The organism is Caloramator mitchellensis (genome assembly GCF_001440545.1).
Classification (GTDB): Bacteria; Bacillota; Clostridia; order Clostridiales; family Caloramatoraceae; genus Caloramator; species Caloramator mitchellensis.
The window spans coordinates 186,970-204,568 of sequence record NZ_LKHP01000003.1 but is presented as its reverse complement, the minus strand read 5'-3'; the positions used below and the strand labels follow the sequence as shown (position 1 = coordinate 204,568).

19 protein-coding genes are annotated in these 17,599 nt (G+C 35.0%); 3 read left to right on the top strand and 16 right to left on the bottom strand.

The genetic code is table 11. The annotated features are described in order from the left end of the window. Positions 1 to 129 precede the first annotated feature (129 nt). Entirely contained in the window at positions 130 to 2,499 is a 2,370-nt protein-coding gene (locus ABG79_RS04030) for a transglycosylase domain-containing protein (RefSeq protein WP_057977379.1), read from the top strand. A 95-nt stretch (positions 2,500 to 2,594) separates the two neighbouring features. Here the strand turns inward: ABG79_RS04030 and spoVAEA are convergent, their stop codons facing one another. The 10 genes from spoVAEA to speE form a co-directional block, all read right to left on the bottom strand. Further along, the gene (spoVAEA, locus tag ABG79_RS04025) at positions 2,595 to 3,167 is read right to left on the bottom strand and encodes a stage V sporulation protein SpoVABEA (protein ID WP_057977377.1); all 573 of its coding nucleotides are present in this window, start codon (positions 3,165 to 3,167) and stop codon (positions 2,595 to 2,597) included. A gap of 11 nt (positions 3,168 to 3,178) precedes the next feature. Continuing rightward, on the bottom strand, positions 3,179 to 3,535 hold the full coding sequence (gene spoVAE / locus ABG79_RS04020; protein WP_057977497.1) for a stage V sporulation protein AE: 357 nt from the start codon (positions 3,533 to 3,535) through the stop codon (positions 3,179 to 3,181). Then, positions 3,535 to 4,557, bottom strand: a complete 1,023-nt coding sequence (spoVAD, locus tag ABG79_RS04015) for a stage V sporulation protein AD (RefSeq protein WP_057977375.1) — start codon at positions 4,555 to 4,557, stop codon at positions 3,535 to 3,537. The genes spoVAE and spoVAD overlap by 1 nt, the downstream gene beginning before the upstream one ends. Before the next feature lie 4 nt (positions 4,558 to 4,561). After that, on the bottom strand, positions 4,562 to 4,981 hold the full coding sequence (gene spoVAC / locus ABG79_RS04010) for a stage V sporulation protein AC (RefSeq protein ID WP_152978210.1): 420 nt from the start codon (positions 4,979 to 4,981) through the stop codon (positions 4,562 to 4,564). Between the two features lie 45 nt (positions 4,982 to 5,026). Further along, positions 5,027 to 5,170: a hypothetical protein gene (locus ABG79_RS12485; RefSeq protein ID WP_160318216.1), complete on the bottom strand. Its 144-nt coding sequence runs from the start codon at positions 5,168 to 5,170 to the stop codon at positions 5,027 to 5,029. Positions 5,171 to 5,247: 77 nt separating this feature from the next. Beyond that, on the bottom strand, positions 5,248 to 6,003 hold the full coding sequence (gene sigF, locus ABG79_RS04005; RefSeq protein ID WP_057977371.1) for an RNA polymerase sporulation sigma factor SigF: 756 nt from the start codon (positions 6,001 to 6,003) through the stop codon (positions 5,248 to 5,250). A gap of 15 nt (positions 6,004 to 6,018) precedes the next feature. Beyond that, a complete protein-coding gene (spoIIAB, locus tag ABG79_RS04000) occupies positions 6,019 to 6,444 on the bottom strand; it encodes an anti-sigma F factor (RefSeq protein WP_057977369.1) in 426 nt (141 codons plus the stop codon). A 13-nt stretch (positions 6,445 to 6,457) separates the two neighbouring features. Continuing rightward, complete coding sequence (spoIIAA, locus tag ABG79_RS03995) at positions 6,458 to 6,793, bottom strand: anti-sigma F factor antagonist (RefSeq protein ID WP_057977366.1); 336 nt, start codon at positions 6,791 to 6,793, stop codon at positions 6,458 to 6,460. Between the two features lie 87 nt (positions 6,794 to 6,880). Then, on the bottom strand, positions 6,881 to 9,148 hold the full coding sequence (gene helD, locus ABG79_RS03990; RefSeq protein ID WP_057977364.1) for an RNA polymerase recycling motor HelD: 2,268 nt from the start codon (positions 9,146 to 9,148) through the stop codon (positions 6,881 to 6,883). A 72-nt stretch (positions 9,149 to 9,220) separates the two neighbouring features. Then, positions 9,221 to 10,048: a polyamine aminopropyltransferase gene (gene speE, locus ABG79_RS03985; RefSeq protein WP_057977363.1), complete on the bottom strand. Its 828-nt coding sequence runs from the start codon at positions 10,046 to 10,048 to the stop codon at positions 9,221 to 9,223. Positions 10,049 to 10,330: 282 nt separating this feature from the next. On the opposite strand from speE, the gene ABG79_RS03980 reads away from it, so the two are divergent. Beyond that, a complete protein-coding gene (locus ABG79_RS03980; RefSeq protein WP_057977361.1) occupies positions 10,331 to 10,999 on the top strand; it encodes a TMEM165/GDT1 family protein in 669 nt (222 codons plus the stop codon). A gap of 99 nt (positions 11,000 to 11,098) precedes the next feature. Here ABG79_RS03980 and ABG79_RS03975 read toward each other — a convergent pair whose 3' ends face one another. Then, positions 11,099 to 11,644, bottom strand: a complete 546-nt coding sequence (locus tag ABG79_RS03975; RefSeq protein ID WP_057977359.1) for a tetratricopeptide repeat protein — start codon at positions 11,642 to 11,644, stop codon at positions 11,099 to 11,101. 11 nt (positions 11,645 to 11,655) lie between these two features. Continuing rightward, positions 11,656 to 12,519 carry a DUF4438 domain-containing protein gene (locus ABG79_RS03970; RefSeq protein ID WP_057977357.1) on the bottom strand — a complete coding sequence of 288 codons (864 nt, stop codon included), beginning with the start codon at positions 12,517 to 12,519 and terminating at the stop codon, positions 11,656 to 11,658. Between the two features lie 192 nt (positions 12,520 to 12,711). Between ABG79_RS03970 and ABG79_RS12480 the strand changes: the two genes are divergently transcribed. Next, positions 12,712 to 12,852 carry a hypothetical protein gene (locus ABG79_RS12480; protein WP_160318215.1) on the top strand — a complete coding sequence of 47 codons (141 nt, stop codon included), beginning with the start codon at positions 12,712 to 12,714 and terminating at the stop codon, positions 12,850 to 12,852. A gap of 53 nt (positions 12,853 to 12,905) precedes the next feature. Here ABG79_RS12480 and ABG79_RS03965 read toward each other — a convergent pair whose 3' ends face one another. From ABG79_RS03965 to hutH, 4 genes are all read right to left on the bottom strand, one after another. Further along, complete coding sequence (locus tag ABG79_RS03965; RefSeq protein ID WP_083490329.1) at positions 12,906 to 13,130, bottom strand: glutaredoxin family protein; 225 nt, start codon at positions 13,128 to 13,130, stop codon at positions 12,906 to 12,908. 79 nt (positions 13,131 to 13,209) lie between these two features. After that, positions 13,210 to 14,937 (bottom strand): N-6 DNA methylase, encoded by a 1,728-nt coding sequence (locus ABG79_RS03960; RefSeq protein ID WP_057977355.1) that lies wholly within the window; start codon positions 14,935 to 14,937, stop codon positions 13,210 to 13,212. 24 nt (positions 14,938 to 14,961) lie between these two features. Then, positions 14,962 to 15,432 carry a GAF domain-containing protein gene (locus ABG79_RS03955; RefSeq protein ID WP_057977495.1) on the bottom strand — a complete coding sequence of 157 codons (471 nt, stop codon included), beginning with the start codon at positions 15,430 to 15,432 and terminating at the stop codon, positions 14,962 to 14,964. Positions 15,433 to 16,042: 610 nt separating this feature from the next. Next, positions 16,043 to 17,572, bottom strand: coding sequence for a histidine ammonia-lyase (gene hutH, locus ABG79_RS03945; RefSeq protein ID WP_057977351.1), 1,530 nt, complete (start codon positions 17,570 to 17,572; stop codon positions 16,043 to 16,045). Positions 17,573 to 17,599 lie beyond the last annotated feature (27 nt).

Genomic DNA, 17,599 nt, shown 5'->3' with positions numbered 1-17,599 from the left:
GACCTGCCAAATTTAATAATTTATTTACAAAACCGCAATAAATAATACAAAATATTGACTGTAGAATAAAATCATTTGTTTTGATATAATTATCTCAGGAGTTTTTATGTTTATTTAGGGAGGTAAAATATGTCGGAAAGGAAAAAAAGCAAAAAGAAAAAACGTGGAATTCTAAATATATTAGTCCTTGCAATTTTATTGATTACTTTATTTGTTGGAGCTGCAGGAATTGGAGTCGCTCTTGCAGTCGTTAAATCTGCTCCTGATATCGATGCCAATATACTTGATAATTTAAAACAAAGCAGCAAAATATACGACAAAGATGGCAATTTCATAGAAGATTTTTCCGATATACAAAATAGAACTATAGTCCAATACAAAAAAATTCCAAAACACTTGAGAGACGCGTTTGTAGCCATCGAAGACGAGCGATTTTGGACTCATCATGGGATAGACCCCAAAAGAATTATTGGAGCTGTATGGCATGACATTAAAACAATGTCGAGGGAGCAAGGTGGCTCAACTATAACACAGCAGCTAATCAAAAATATTGCGCTTTCCCCCAAAAAGGATATTACAAGAAAACTTCAGGAATGGTATCTTGCAATTCAATTAGAAAGAAAACTTTCAAAAGAGCAAATACTTGAAGCATATTTGAACACAATCTACCTTGGCGGAAGCGCATATGGAGTCCAAGCTGCCGCTAACTACTATTTCGGCAAGGACGTTCAGGAGTTGACTATCGGCGAAAGCGCTCTTATTGCCGGATTGACACAAAGCCCATATAAATATTATCCTTATAGCAAGAAAAATCAAGAAAATCCTCAGGTATATTTAAATAGACAAAAAACAGTATTAAATAAAATGCTTGAACACAAATATATAACACAGGAAGAATATGACCAGGCATTAAAGCAAAAGCTTGTTTTCAAAACAAAAGAACAAGCAAATACCATGAAATACCAGTGGTTTATTGAACCTGCAATTGATCAGATAGCACAAGAACTTTCAGACAAATTAGGTATAACCGAAAGCGAAGCTAAACAAAGACTAAGAACAGGCGGATATAATATCTATCTGACAATCGATACTAAAATTCAAGACGCAGCAGAATCAGTATTAAATGACGAAACTTATTTTAAGCAATTTAAATTAAAGGCATACTCATCCGATGGTAAATCTGAGCCAGTAGTTCAACCTCAAGCTGCAGCAGTTATTATGGACTATCATAATGGAGAAGTAAGAGCAATTGTTGGAGGAAGAGGACCTCACCCCTTAAGGTCGTTGAACAGAGCTACTGAAGTTAAAAGACAGCCTGGTTCATCGATAAAGCCTCTTGCAGTTTATGCCCCTGCAATTGATACAAAAGTAGCTACTGCCGGGACTGTCATAGAAGATTCTCCATTTAGTTCTGAATTATCGGCAGCCTACGGCGGCTGGGAGCCAGATAACTATGATAAAACCTACAGAGGTTATTTGACAGTCAGAGAAGCCATTACAAGGTCGATTAACGTAGTAGCAGCAAAATTATTAACACAGGTTGGTATTGGAACCTCTGTTGATTATCTGCAGAATAAATTTCATTTATCGACGATAACAAAATCGGATAAATATATAGCACCTTTATCACTTGGAGGCCTAACTGAAGGAGTTCTTCCAATCGAAATGGCAGCAGCATATGGAGTATTTGGAAACCAGGGAGTGTATTCTGAACCTATACTATATACAAAGGTAACTGATAAATACAATAATGTAGTTCTTGAAAAAACTTCAAAACAATCTCCATCAATTTCAAAGCAAGCAGCTTATATAATGATAAGCATGATGAAGGATGTTACAACAAAGCCTTATGGAACTGGTAACAGAGCAAGATTTGGCTCAATGCCTGTTGCAGGTAAAACAGGAACTTCTTCAGACAGCACAAATGTGTGGTTTTCAGGTTTAACCCCATATTACTCAGGCTCGATTTGGATAGGCCACGATAAACCTAATACTTCAATACCATCATTAAAGAGCTCCCTTGCTGCAAAAATATGGGGAGATATCATGAAAAAGGCACATGAAGGGCTAAAGGTTGTGGATTTTGAAAAACCTACCGGTTTAGTAACTGCTCAAATTTGCCTCGACTCTGGGAAAGTTCCTTCAGACCTATGTTCAAAAGACCCGAGAGGTTCAAGAGTTGTTACTGAAATGTTTATAGAAGGCACTCAACCTGTTGAAATATGCGATGTTCATATTACTGCGGATATAGATACCAGAAACGGTAAACTTGCTACAGATACAACACCTTCACAATATAGAAGCACTAAGGTATTTATAAAGAGAGACTATACTCCATCCAAACCTTTGCTCGACCAAAAATATGTTGTTCCTAATGATTTTTCTAATATAGTTGATGCCCCAACAGGTGAAACTAATAATGAAGGCCAAACTGATGGGCAAAATAATGAGCAAAACAACGAGCAAAGTAACGGAAATACTACCCCGCCTTCAAATTGATTATTAAGTTATGTAAATTTTGAGCCTCATGATTTATTTCATGGGGCTCATAATGCATTACAACAATATATAGCCTGTTTTGCTATTGTTTTTCGTCATTTGTTAATCTTCTTTTTAGTTTCATAAAGTTTTATTACTTCTTCAAGCGCCTTTGTTATTATTGGCGCTCCAAATTCAACGTCGTCCTGCCCTTCCATTTTGCCAACATCTCCAACACCAACAATAACTGGAACATCGTAGTCGTTAAGTATATCAACGGTATCTCCCTTTATAATTTTATCGTCCTTTGCATACCCATCTTTATCAACAGCATAATCTATTACATTTCCTTGATTGTCAATTGAAACGTCAACCTCCACTCCAGTTACTCTACTGCTGTTCGCTGCTACTGCAACGACACCCATAACTTCAACGTCATTTGATTTTAAAATTTGAGCCATCGCTTCTTCTCCACTGCCCCTATGAGTATTTCCTCTATCATCAACCATAACAACCACTGGGTCATATGGAGTTTCTTTAATAAGTTCAATTATTTCTTCGCCTGATAGCAACGTTGGATTTCCTGCAGAACGAGAAATTACTCTTCCTCCTATTTTTTGAGTAGCAATCTCAATCGCTTTTTTTGCATTTAAGTCACCATCAGTAACTAATATTACTCTTTTCTTCATCAAATCAACTCCTAGCTCTTTGTCTTTGGATTAAATAGAAGGGCCATTATATATCCAAAGAATACAGCAGCTGCTATTCCTGCTGCAGTTGCCTTTACCCCTCCAGTAAATGCTCCAATCAGCCCGTATTTATCAACTTCCTTAATTGCTCCTTTTGCAAGGCTATAGCCAAAACCTGGGAGAGGAACAGTTGCGCCGGCCTTGCCAATTTTTACGAGCGGCTCATATACTCCTATAGCTCCTAAAATAACACCAGCAGTAACAAAATAAACAAGTATTCTTGCTGGAGTTAAATTGGTTTTATCCATTAATATTTGACCAACAGCACATATAGCTCCTCCAATCAAAAATGCCCAGATGTAATCCATCATATTGTAACACTCCTCTCTATAGTCACTGCATGAGCAATCCCAGGAATAGATTCGCCCTGCTGTGTGCTTGTTGGGCTTAGAAGAGCTCCTGTAGAAACAATCATAATTCTATTTAAATTGCCCTGCATCATCTGGTTATACAAATATCCTCCAAATACTGTCGCAGAGCAACCACACCCACTTCCTCCTGCATGAACATCCTGAGTTGTTAAATCAAATATTTCAATTCCTGCATCTGTATATTTAGAAGTAATATCATATCCATTTTGCTTTATTATATCAGCAGCAATTTGAAATCCTACCTTCGCTAAATCTCCTGTCATTATAAGATCGTAGTCAGCTGCAGTAAATCCAGTATCCTTAAAATGTCTTAAAATTGTATCTGCCGCTGCTGGTGCCATTGCCGCGCCCATATTATTTGCATCTGTAATACCAAAATCAACTACTCTTCCAGTTGTAATGTAAGTTACATATGGCCCTCCACCACGAGCACCCAAAACTACAGCACCAGCACCCGTAACAGTCCATTGCGATGTCGGCGGCCTTTGGTTGCCATGTTCTAATGGAAATCTATACTGTCTTTCTGCAGACGAAAAATGGCTTGAGGTTGCTGCTATAGTTATATCCGCAAATCCTCCATCAATCATCATTGATGCAAGACTTAAGGATTCTGTTAATGTTGAGCAAGCGCCATAAAGGCCGAAGAAAGGTATTCCAAGTTCCCTCGCCGCAAAGCTCGATGAAATAATTTGGTTTAAAAGGTCCCCTGCAAATAGGTAATCTACTTGATCTGGCGCTAAATTTATTTTATTCATTGCAAGCCTGACAGCTTCTCGCAACATTTTAGATTCTGCTTTTTCCCAAGACTTTTCAGCAAAAGTATCATCCTCAAGAACTATGTCAAAATAGTCTTTTAAAGGTCCCTGACCTTCTTTGGGTCCTACAATTGTAGCAGTAGATAAGATTGAAGGTGGATTTTTTAGCTTTACTGTGTGAATCCCTAATCTTTTTTCTGCCATAATCTCACCTCACAAACATCTTGACAAGGAAATAAATTATTCCAACTATAATCGATGATGAAATTCCATATACGAGAATTGGTCCTGCTATAACAAACATTTTTGCACCAACTCCAAATATATATCCTTCTCTTTTATATTCCATAGCGGGTGATACAATAGAATTAGCAAATCCTGTGATAGGAACTATTGAACCTGCCCCAGCATATTTACCTATATTATCATATACACCAAGTCCAGTTAAAAAAGCTCCAAGAAATACCATAATAGATGCTACATAAGAACCTACTTCATCCCTCGGTATCCCCATTGAAAGGAATATATTCATTACAAGTTGACCAACATCGCAAATCAATCCACCAACTACAAAAGCAAATATAACGTCCTTCAATATTGAAGATTGGGGGATTGTTTTTTGAACCATCTGTTGATAGATATTTTTTATTTCATTTTCCTTTCGTTTTTCCAATTACCTTACCTCCTTTATTTTTTCATTTTCACCAACAATAAAGGATTGAAGGTTTACTTTGTTTTTATCGTAATCAAATCTTTGCAATTTATCTTCTCTTTGTCTTACCAAAATTGCATCCTGTTTTCTATAGTTATAATACATTCTAACACCTCCGGCTAAATAATATTTTTCCCCCTTTAAATAAAAAATAAACAAAAAAAATAAGCTGCACTTAGCAGCTATTTCATTATTTCTCTTAAATATTTAATTATCTTTTTTTCAATTCTTGAAACTTGAACCTGAGATATTCCTAACATCTCAGCAACCTGGTTTTGAGTCATATCCTTGAAATATCTTAATAATATAATTTGTCTTTGTCTCGGTTCCAATCTATTTATTACTTCTTTTAATGCTATTTTATCGATGTCATCTACATCAATCTCCTTATCCTCGCTTACCTTGTCTATTAATAAAACTGGTGAACCGTCATCATGATGTATTGTGTCATAAAGGTATTCTGGCGCGTTTAAACTATCGAGGCACATAACAACATCTTCAGAAGTTATACTCAGCTCCTTTGAAATTTCTTCGATAGTCGCCTCTCTTCCAAATTCTATTGCCAATCTTTCCTTTGCCAGTTTTACCTTCCTTGCAGTTTCCTTCATATTCCTACTTACTTTAATTATACCATCATCCCTCAAAAATCTTTTAACTTCTCCTAAAATCATTGGAACTGCATATGTAGAAAATTTTACATTAAATTCTGGATTGAAATGTTTAATTGCCTTTATAAGTCCAATGCATCCTATTTGAAATAGGTCATCGTATTCATATCCTCTGTTTAAAAATTTTTTTACAACCATAGACACAAGTCCAAGGTTGGATTTAACTATTAAATCCTGAGCCGACTGGTCTCCTTTTTGGCTCCTTTTAATCATATTCAAAAGCTCATCCTGATTCTCATATATATTAGCCATGGGCGAATCTTTTGCCATATCAATTCCCCCATATCATATATTTTTAAATTCTTTGGTCATTATTACCCTTGTTCCTTTTCCTAATTCTGATTCAACTTCTAAACTGTCCATAAAAGTTTCCATAACAGTAAATCCCATGCCTGAACGTTCAAGCTCCGGCCTTGATGTGTAAAGAGGTTGTTTTGCAAGTTCAACATCTTCTATTCCTCTTCCATAATCTATAACTTCTATTATCAATTTTCTTCCCTCTATTTTGCACTTTAATACAACAGTCCCTAATTTATTCTCATAGCCATGTATTATTGCATTCGTAACAGCCTCAGAAACAGCAGTCTTAACATCGGATAATTCCTCAATCGTCGGGTCCAATTGAGATGCAAATGCTGCCACTACCACCCTTGCAAATGATTCATTTTGAGATTTGCTCGGGAATTCCAATTTCATTTCATTTTGAAACATAATATATCCCCCTTTACATTTCCAATAAGGCTTGTTGTAATCCATTGTATTCTTTAATTATCTTAAACATACCGCCTAGTTCAAATACCTTTCTTATATTCGGCTTTAAATTGATTATGCTTACCTTTCCATCCAATTCCTTTACCCTTCTATATCTGCCTATAACGACTCCTATGCCTGAGCTGTCCATAAAATTCACGCCGTTAAAATCAAAAATTAAATTTTTTGCTCCAATCTCATCGATTTTATTGTCAATCTTTATTCTTACTTCTTCCGCAGTGTGATGGTCAAGTTCACCAATTAATTTAACCACCAACGCTTTTTCCTTATCTTCAAAGATTACTTGCACACAAATCCCCCCATTCACTTGTCATAGTATATATATTCTATGTGTTCCATTATTTTCCTGCAAAAATTCCAAAATTTTTTATAGCAATTATAATTTGAGCAATGGTGTAATTTTATCTGTATAATATATTTTTAAGACATGCAGTGGTCTTGTCATTGCAACATATAATAGCTTAGCGTCCAATTCGTCGTCTTTGTATAATTCATCATTGGCGTTTGAAATGAAAACTGCATCAAATTCCAAACCCTTAGCAAGGTATGAAGGCAGCATTACAAACCCACCCCTGTATTCATCTTCCTTTCCAGTTAAAATATACGGCTTATTATCTGAATTGCTGAAAATCTCGTTTAACCTGAAACATTCATCAAGAGTTTTAGTTATTACCGCAAATGATTTAAATCCTTCAATCTTTAACTCATTTACAGTCTTGTCTATGTCTTTAACAATATCCTCGATACTGCTATAGCCTTCATACTTAACATCTTCTCCGTGCCTTATAACTGGCTTTGCTGGAATAAGCTTTGGATTGTTTATTTTTCTCAAAACTTTATTTGCTTCATTCATTATTTCAATTGTCGTTCTGTAGCTTTCTTCTAATGTTAACAAATTACATCTGTCTTTGAACACAATGTTTGAAACTTCGTCCCAGTCCTTAATTCCCCTGTATGAATGTATTCCCTGGGCTAAATCGCCCAATATAGTAAATGATGAATCCTTAATAATGCTCTTTAACATCAAAAGCTGAAATACGCTGAAATCCTGAGCTTCATCTATAACTATATGCTTAACCCTTATCTTTTCACTCATACCAAATACAACGTATTTTATATATACAAGCGCTGCTAAATCTTCTATCTCATAAACCTTCTGGGCCTTATTTTTATTATGATTGCTTTTAATAATTTCAATCAAGCCATCTGCATAGCTGTTTGCCAAATTATAAAGTTTTGGGCTGTCCATAAAACAATCGTAGTATTGTTCTACCTTCAATGGCTTTATTTTTGAGATATAGCTTTTCACAGCCGTTTTAGATGATGCCTTTACCCTTTCTATAAGTTCGTCTTTTTTATTGATTAAACCTGAAATAATTTTTCTTCTTTCATCGCTATCCTCAATTTTTCTTTTAACTAGAATTACTTTTTTATCGCATTCAGTTTGGATGTTGTTAATAATTTCTTCCACCTTTAATTTTAATCTATTTGATAAATGTTTTTTAATTTCATCAACTCTTTTTAAATAGGGTAAATCTTTATATTCATTGATAAACAAATATTGAATTTCATCGTATGAATAAACTACTATATTTGCTATCTTGAAATCTTCCTTAGGAATAAAGTTTTCTTCAATTTCCTTTAAATACTCGTCTATTGCATTTTTAAAATACATGGAAGACTTGAATTCAGACGATTTAATGATATTTTCCACGTCTTTATTCTTTGACCTTAGCTCAACTATGCTTGATAGCTTGAAATTTAAATCTATAAGCTTATATCTTTTCTCAAGAACATCAAATGCAAATTCTTCAAATGTAGTTTGTTTAACCTTATCAACCCCAAGCTCGGGCAATACTTCTGAAATGTAGTTTAGAAAAAATTTGCTTGGCGCTATTATCATAAAATTTTCAGGGAGAAATTCCTTCTCGTAGGTATAAATTAAGTATGCAATTCTGTGAAGTGCTATTGTAGTCTTGCCGCTTCCTGCGGCTCCCTGAACAATCAGTGGCTTCCACATATCAGCTCTAATAATCCTGTTCTGCTCCACCTGAATAGTTGAAACTATTTCCTTAAGCCTGTTATCAGCGCTTGCACCTAAAAAAGCCTGAAGAAATTCATCGTTTGTGGTAATGTCTATGTCGAACATGTTTATTAGATTACCATCTTCAATCGAATACTGCCTTTTTAAAGTAATCTCGCCATTTATAATCCCATCAACACAGCTATATTTAGCACTTCCAAGTCTTTCTTCATAATATAAATTTGCAATTGGAGCCCTCCAATCCACAACTAAAACCCTTTTGTTTTCGTCATCGATAAAGGACATTTTTCCAATATATATTTTTTCGCTTTCTAAAGCTTCATTTTCTTTAAAATCAACTCTGGCAAAGTATGGTTTTTCCTTTGCATCGGCAATTTTTTCAAGCTTTTTCTCAAGGCTTGCTTGAAATTGGGTGCTAATCATAAGTTCAATATAGTCCTGGCTGGCATCTGCGTTTATATGCTTTGTAGTATAATCAACCTTCTTATCGATTAAAGCCTTTTTAAGCATCAACTCTTCGTGGTATTTTCTTGCAAAATCAAGCATATAGGACAGCCATTTGCTTTCATAATTATAGTCAGGGTGTTCTTTTATCGACACTCTTTCACATCCTTTCTATAAATAGTAAAGGCCCGAAAATAAATTCGGACCTTATTAACTAATCAAATAGCATTACTTTACCAATTCTTGAATATATCTTGGCAATACGAAGCATGCTTTATGAATTTCTCTTGTATAGTATTTTGTGTCTATCTCAGGTATTTTAGTTGTATCAACTTCTGTAGGGTCGTATTTCTTTGAACCTATAGTAAAGCTCCAGTATCCACCTGGGTATGTAGGTATTGCAGCCATAAACAACTTTGTTATTGGGAATATAGCCTTTGCATCGTTGTGAACCTTTTTAACTGTATCAGGTAGGTAGAATGGAGTTTCGGTTTGTGCTATAAATATACCATCTTCAGTCAATGCGTTGTATATATCCTTGTAGAAGTTTCCGCCAAAAAGACCCTCTGCAATGCTGAATGGGTCAGTTGAATCTACTATTATGACGTCAAATTCGTTTTTATGTTCCTTAACATATTGAATTCCATCGCCTACAAATATTTCGCATCTTGGGTCGTCAAGTGCACAACTTATTTCTGGAAGATATTTTTTGCACTCATCTATAACATCTCCATCTATCTCGCAAAGAACAGCCTTTTCAACGCTTGGATGCTTTAATATTTCTCTTATTGCTCCACCATCTCCACCACCAACTACCAAAACCTTCTTAGGATTTGGATGTGTAAAGAGAGGAATATGTGAAATCATTTCATGGTAAACAAATTCATCCTTTATTGTTGTTTGAACTATTCCATCAAGAACAAGCATTCTTCCAAAAACATCTGTATCTACAATTGCAAGGTCCTGATATTGAGTCTTTTTTCTAACTAAAGTTTCCTTAACCTTATAAGTCATTGCAGCACCATCAATCTGCATTTCCTTTAACCACATTTCCATACTCTCTTTCCTCCCTTTTGTAAACTATACGATATTAAATTGTAACACTATTTTTTTCCCTTGACAAGATAAAATATTATTTGTGTTTATATTTGCAAATGGAAAATTTTTTGATATAATTAGAATGTTAGGATGTTTAAAGGGGAGTAGCTGCCCGAAAGGGATGATAAAGTCAACATACTGGCAGTAGCCTGGCTTTATCGGCATTATGCGAGCGAGACCTTTAGCACAGTGTTTTGCATTGTGCTAAAGGTCTTTTAATTTTGTGTTAGGAGGGGCATTATGGCATTATTAAAAACTTTTTTACTAGTTCTCATTGCAGAAATGGGAGACAAAACCCAGCTGCTTGCTGCAGCACTTGCTAGCAAATATAAACCAAGGGACGCTGCTATTGGAATATTTATTGCAACATTGCTGCTTAATTTGATTGCAGTTTTATTGGGTAGCAGCATAGGATGTTTTATTCCTATGAACACAGTTCAGATTATTGCAGGGGTATTGTTCATTTTTTTTGGATTTATATCCTTAAGAGAAGATAACGATGAGGAAGAAGAAGAGGTAAAGCAATCCAAATGGAAATTGCCCGCATTTATTATTGTAACCTTCGCTTTTTTTATTGCAGAGCTTGGGGACAAGACTCAAATCATGACATTTACTCTTGCAGCACAATTTAACAGCCCTGGACAGGTTTTAATTGGTTCAGTAATAGGCATGTTTATTGCAGACAGCATAGGTTTTTTATTCGGAACACTAATGAGCCAGAGGCTACACGAAAAACATATTAAAATGATTGCAGGATTTGTATTCATATTTTTCGGACTAATAACCCTTTATTCATCGTTAAAATCACTTGAAAATCCACTAATATTCGTATCGTTAGTTATTGTTGTCGGCATAGCAGTTTATTTCATCAAATTTAAGAAAAAAAATAATAGATGGATTGAATTTTAATTTTTAGATTTTAAAAAGCCCATGTATAATTAATCATACATGGGTCTAATTTTTTAACAACATAAATTTAGCTAAGTTTAACCTCTATCTGCTTGAAAATCAACCTTTGTTCTGCAGCATTCCTTCAACTACCTTGCTTTTCTCACACTTACCAAGTGCAAGCAGTTTATTATAAATTTTTTCAGCCTCGCTGCGTTTGTTTTCCAAAATATAAGTTCCTACCATTTTAATTAGAAATTTTTCTTCTATTCTCACATACTCCGTCTTAATCGCTTCATCGACAACCCTTTTAAAGCTTTCCACTGCATTTGTATAATCCTTCATCTTGTATTGTTCAAGGGCAATCTGCATATATAGATAAAGTTTTTCATTATTATTTAAAGTTTCAAGTTTCAGTCCTTCGTTTAAAACTTCAAGCGCCTTCTTTCTGCTATAAAGACTTGCGCTCTGATATCTTCTGCTAACATCCTTTAAATCCTTTACAGGCCTTTTGGATTGATAAATCACAACCGCTAAAACGAATACAATCAATATAATATTTCTTGCCGTAGCCGGCATAAAATCTAAGAAGTCTGAAAATCCAATAAGCAGTATTATTATAAACAGCAGAAATATCATGGTCCTGAATGATTTTTTATCCGTCACAACTAAACCTCCTAATCGATGTAGTTTATATAATTAACTATATTAGCTTTCTCGTCTATATAGCCTTCAATTAAATCCTTCTTGCATGTCATGATAGTTGTAATTCCAGGTCCATGCCCCATTTTAATACAGTCGCTGTGAATTACAACGCCAATGCTGACTGCTCCTTTTAAATAGCCTCTGCCGTATGTGTTGTCGCAGTCCCTTAATAAGACAATATCTCCAAATCTTAATCTATCAAGTCCAAGTCTTTTAATTTCTTCTATATCTTCGGTCATTAAATCGTAATCACCTGAGAATGCAGTCGCTGCACCTATACCTGAACCCATAAGATATGCTGGAACCTCTGCTGCAACTGGAACCGACAATCTGCCATCCTGCTCTTTTATTGGAATGTTTAAAAACAGCCTTGGGTCGATATTCATAACTTCGATTTCAGGATAATCTAATAACTTCAAGCCCTGTCCAAATCCCTTAATTAAAATTTTATCATCTATGGCCATTTTTTCTAAATCTTCTTGTTTAAATTGTATTAATACGTGGTCTATTCCGCCATGTTTTCCTATCACATATCCCTTTGCACCCTTTGCATCGCCTGTAACAACCCTGGCCTCATTTCCAATGCACGCAAATATCATAAGCGCTCCGTTTTCATTTTTGTCTTCATTTCTAATTGAAACGCCAGGTTCAACATGGTCGCCTGACCATCCAAAGGCACTATCTCCCACTTTAACATTATAGCTTATTCCTCCAGTTGCAGGCAGCACATGTGCCCTTCCGTTAACGTCGACTCTGAATGGTGTAGGATTTATAGGGTGATGTATCTTCCCTTGAACTGATTGCATGACTACCTTTTCAAAATTTGTTTTTAGCATATTTATCCCCCTTATGATTTAAAAGTCTTTATTTTATTATGCCATATGCTTTTAATTTTTTAAATATTCTTTAAAGATATTCAAAGACACTGCTTGATATTTTTTAAAATTTTGAGGAATAATATAATTGCAAAAACTAAGTCATTTAATTGAATTTATAGTAATAAATAATCATTCTTTGGAGGTGAAACTATGGTTAGAAAGAGCAAGAAAGGAATACTTGGAAAGGCGCTGCCAACAATGTCAAAGCGTTATAAAATAGGACCTGGAATTGATTTAATAGATGAAAAATTCCGTGAAACATTTGGATACCGCAGAAGAGATGAGAGATAATTTTTTAGATAACAATATAGCCCATGAAAATCCATGGGCTATAATAATTAAAATTATAGAGCTCTATCGATGGCTTCTTTATCAAATCCAACTATTATCTTGCCATTGATGTCTATAACAGGAACTCCCATTTGTCCTGACCTTTTAACCATTTCCATAGCTGCAGCTCTATCTGCTGCTACGTTCTTTTCAGTAAATGGCACATTTCTCTGTCTAAGGTAATCCTTTACCCTTGTGCACCATGGTCAAGTTGGAGTTGTATATACAGTTATAGCCATAAAAATTCCTCCTTTAAAATTATACCTATATAGGGTATATTGACTTCTAATGTTATTATAATCAATATAACCTGAAAAATCAACTATTTAGCCAAAATTTGACTTCTTCAAATTCTCTATTTGTAATATTGAATTTTTCTATTAAGATATTATCTATTTCTTCTATATTAGTTTTCCCCTGCTTTAAAACAATATCCTCAACATCTTTTATAAAATCTGGGATTTTAATCCGGATGAGATTATATGGGTAATATTCGTATAAATCGTCTCCAAGTTTTTTTAGCATTGTTTTAATATAAAACTCATATATTGAACTGTTTAAAACCCCTGCTAAAAATTCATAGCTATATATTTCTCTAAACATCCCATTTATAACAAGCGCATATACATCCGCACTGAATAAATTTCCCCTATCGATTGCAAACCTATTAGAATTAGCCTTAAATGGAAAAACTATCTTTTTATCTTCAAAAATAGTCAAATCCCGCCCCCATTGAAGTTGAAACCATTTTCTAAATCCGTTTTTGCACTCTCTTCTTTTTTCTAACCTTTGCCTGAATCTTCCAATATATTCAATAGCGTTGTTATACTTATATTCATCATCGATTAGGTTTGAATATATTATAAATTTATCTGCATACTCAACGGTGAATTTTTTGATATTTTTGCTCTTTATCCATGGCCTTAACAATTCTTTTTCAATATTCAAATATTCAGCATCTTCCATTGATACAATAAATGCATCGTCGCACCCAGTTATAATCCCCTGATATGTATTTGCAAATTGTCCAATCTCTACTCCTTTAATTTTATTTAGTATACTCTTTTCAATTGAATTTAAAAACTGCCATCTGCCATTTTCAATTTCCCTTTTCAAAACTTCAACGTGTTTTGTATAATTGTATTTTTTTCTATTTATATCCTCAAATATATCGTTTATATTTTTTTCTAATGTTGTGAATCTAATGTAATCTATCTTATCAAGCTCATTTGTTTTTGAAAAGTCAATAATAATATTGTCTATTCCAGCCCCTTTAAAGACCCTTAAACCATAGAAGTCTATTATTTTGTTTACAGTTCCACTTCTTAGAATATATTTTCTAATTCCTTCTGCGTTTTGAGCCTCAAGCAAATATCTTGAAGTAAAGAATAAAAATCTTCCTCCTGTTTTTATAGAATCTATTGCTTTTTTGATAAAGCAATAGGACAAATCACCCTTATCATAGAATACATCTCTAAAATTTACTGCTATTTTATTCCTGTAATCCCCATTAATTATTTTATGTCCCATATACGGAGGATTTGCAATTATAAAATCAAATTGCTCTTTGCAGTCCAAAATAAAATCCTTTAAGATAATGTTTTGAGGTAAAACTCTGCTTTTTCTATAAAGTTCAATGCTTGTTATTTTTATTGCTGAAGAATCTATATCGTATCCAAATATATTGTTTTTAATAACATGCTCATTTGGTTTTTCAATTCCCAATTCCTTAGCAAATTCTACTAACATATTGTAAACATATAACAAAAAATATCCGCCACCACAGGAAGGGTCAAGTATTTTTATATAAGTATTTTTTTTATACTCTTCCAAACTTATTAAATCCTTAACCATAAAATCAACAACTTCTTTTGGAGTATATACGCTTCCTTTATCCTTTTTATCCTCTTTTTTTAATAATTCCTGGTATGTTTCACCTAAAAAATTTGCAACTCCCCATTTTGAATAAAATTCATCCGTTCTATCTTGACCGGCAATCAAACAGTCATATGTGACATCAATCTCCCTTAAAAATTCCTGCAGCATGTTATCCTCCAAAGGTTTTAAAAGTCAATTTATTTTTGCAACTTCATTCCAATCTATGTATTTATTTAATTTTTCTATAAGCTTTTCAAGGTATAGCTTATCCACCTCGTCAAATCGATTAAAATTAGGGCTGTCTATATCCAAAACGCCGTATAAAACATCATCTTTAATTATTGGAACCACAATTTCTGAATTCGACGCGCTGTCGCAGGCTATATGTCCTTCAAATTCATGAACATTAGGAACGACATATGTAATTCTATCCCTTGCTGTTGTCCCGCATACTCCCTTTCCTATCTTAATTCTTGTGCAGGCAGCTTTGCCTCCAAATGGCCCTAATACGAGTTCACCATTCTTCATCAAATAAAAGCCCGCCCAGTTTATATCATCAATATTGTCATACAAAAGAGCTGCTATATTACATAGGTTCGCAAGGACGTCCTTTTCAGCAGACACCCAGCTCTCTATTCTGTATAGCAGCATTTTATAGAACATTTCTTTATTTTCTGCAATTATTTTAGCATTGTTTTGCAATGTAATCCCTCCCCTGAAAGTCGATTAGCTTATATACATTATAGAACCCTGTAGCTATGTTTTCAAGCAAAAAATAATAAAGGGCACGTAGCAATCTACCTTGCACCACTATAGATAGCTTATTACCCAACCATGATCTTCCGACCATGATAGAGCAGTTCACCACCTATAATGATGGTTCGTTCGACCATCCAGGATATCTACGCACCTGCATGCAACCTCTCGGCTGCATGCAAGCACTAGCACTAGTAGCTTGCTAGAACCTAAGCCATATTAAGCTTACGACACCCTGGATGATCTTTGCTCGACCCTGCATGATAGGTTGGAACCCTACTACAATCAAATTAAGTTCGACTGCAATAAAGCTTTTCCCTACCATGCAGAATCTGCCCTCCGGCTGCATGTGAGCCTGCCAGGACCCACATGCAACCTTTGGTCGACCCATATACGACCCTTTCGGATCATATATAAGTCTTAGCTCAACTGCTACGTCCCCTTTACACTATATATTGTAACCCGTTTATAGCTTAATATTCATAGTATTTTATATCAATACTACTATATTCTGTAATTAATTTTCTATCTCCCCAATTGCCTCTTCTACACGCTTAACCAACATTCCGCTGTCTACTATTTTGCTTGCCCTATTAATATCAATATACATTATTCTGTCTTCATCTAAATGTTCTACTTCCTCTCTTATCAGTTTATAAGCTGCATCAGTTCCGTTTCCAAGCCTAAAGTCTCCTCTGAAATCAATAGCCTGAGCTGCAGCAAGATATTCAATCCCTAAAACCCTTGAAGCATTGTATATTATGCTCCTTGCCTTCCTTGCAGCTATTGTTCCCATGCTCACATGGTCCTCCTGGTTTGCTGAGGATGGAATTGAATCCACGGATGCAGGATGAGCAAGAACTTTGTTTTCAGAAACCAACGCTGCTGCTGTATATTGTGCAATCATAAACCCTGAGTTAAGTCCTCCCTTTTTAGTCAAAAATGCTGGTAAATCGTTTAATTGATAATTAACAAGTCTTTCTATCCTTCTTTCAGATACATTTGCAATTTCAGAAACTGCAATACCTAAAAAATCCATCGCAAGCGCCATAGGCTGACCGTGGAAGTTGCCGCCCGATATTACTCGCATTTCATCTTCAAATATCAGTGGATTGTCTGTAGCCGAGTTGATTTCTATTTCAACAACTTTTTTAACGTATTCAATGGCATCCTTGCTTGCACCGTGTATCTGAGGTATACATCTTAATGTATAGGCATCCTGAACTCTTATCTCTCCCTGTCTTGATGTGAGGCTGCTTCCTTCTAATAATCTTAACATATTTCTTGCACACTTCATCTGGCCTATCTGCGGCCTAACTTCATGCACCCTGTGATAATATGCATCAGTAATGCCCCTTAAAGCTTCAACTGTCATAGCAGCTATTATATCAGACGCCTTTGCAAGGTTAATAGCATCATACAATGCAAGTGCTCCTATTGATGTCATAACCTGTGTTCCATTAATTAGAGCCAAACCTTCCTTTTCAACAAGCTCCACAGGCTCAATCCCGGCTCTTTTTAACGCCTCAGCACCGCTCATTCTTTCACCGTTATAGTATGCTTCGCCTTCGCCTATCATTACAAGCACCATATGCGAAAGTGGTGCTAAATCACCGCTGGCACCTAATGAACCCTTTTCATATACAACAGGAACTACTCCTTTATTTAGCATTTCAATCAATGTATTTAAAGTTGACAATCTAATACCTGAATATCCCTTTGATAGAGCATTTGCTCTTAATAGCATAATTCCCCTTACAATTTCTGCATCAAGTTCATTTCCAACTGCTGTTGCATGAGATACTATTAAATTTCTCTGTAGCCTTTTAGCATCATCTTTAGAAATTACTACTTCAGCAAATTTGCCAAACCCTGTAGTTATACCGTATTCTATTCTTTCTTCCTGAACAAACTTGTCAACAAGTGCCCTGGCCTTTTCAACTTTAGCCTTAGCATCTTCTGATAATTCGACTAAATATCCGTGTCTTGCAACATTAACAACATCTTCAATACTCAAATGGTGTCCGTCAATCACAACCTTGTTCATCATTTTACCCCCCTAAGTTAGTTTACA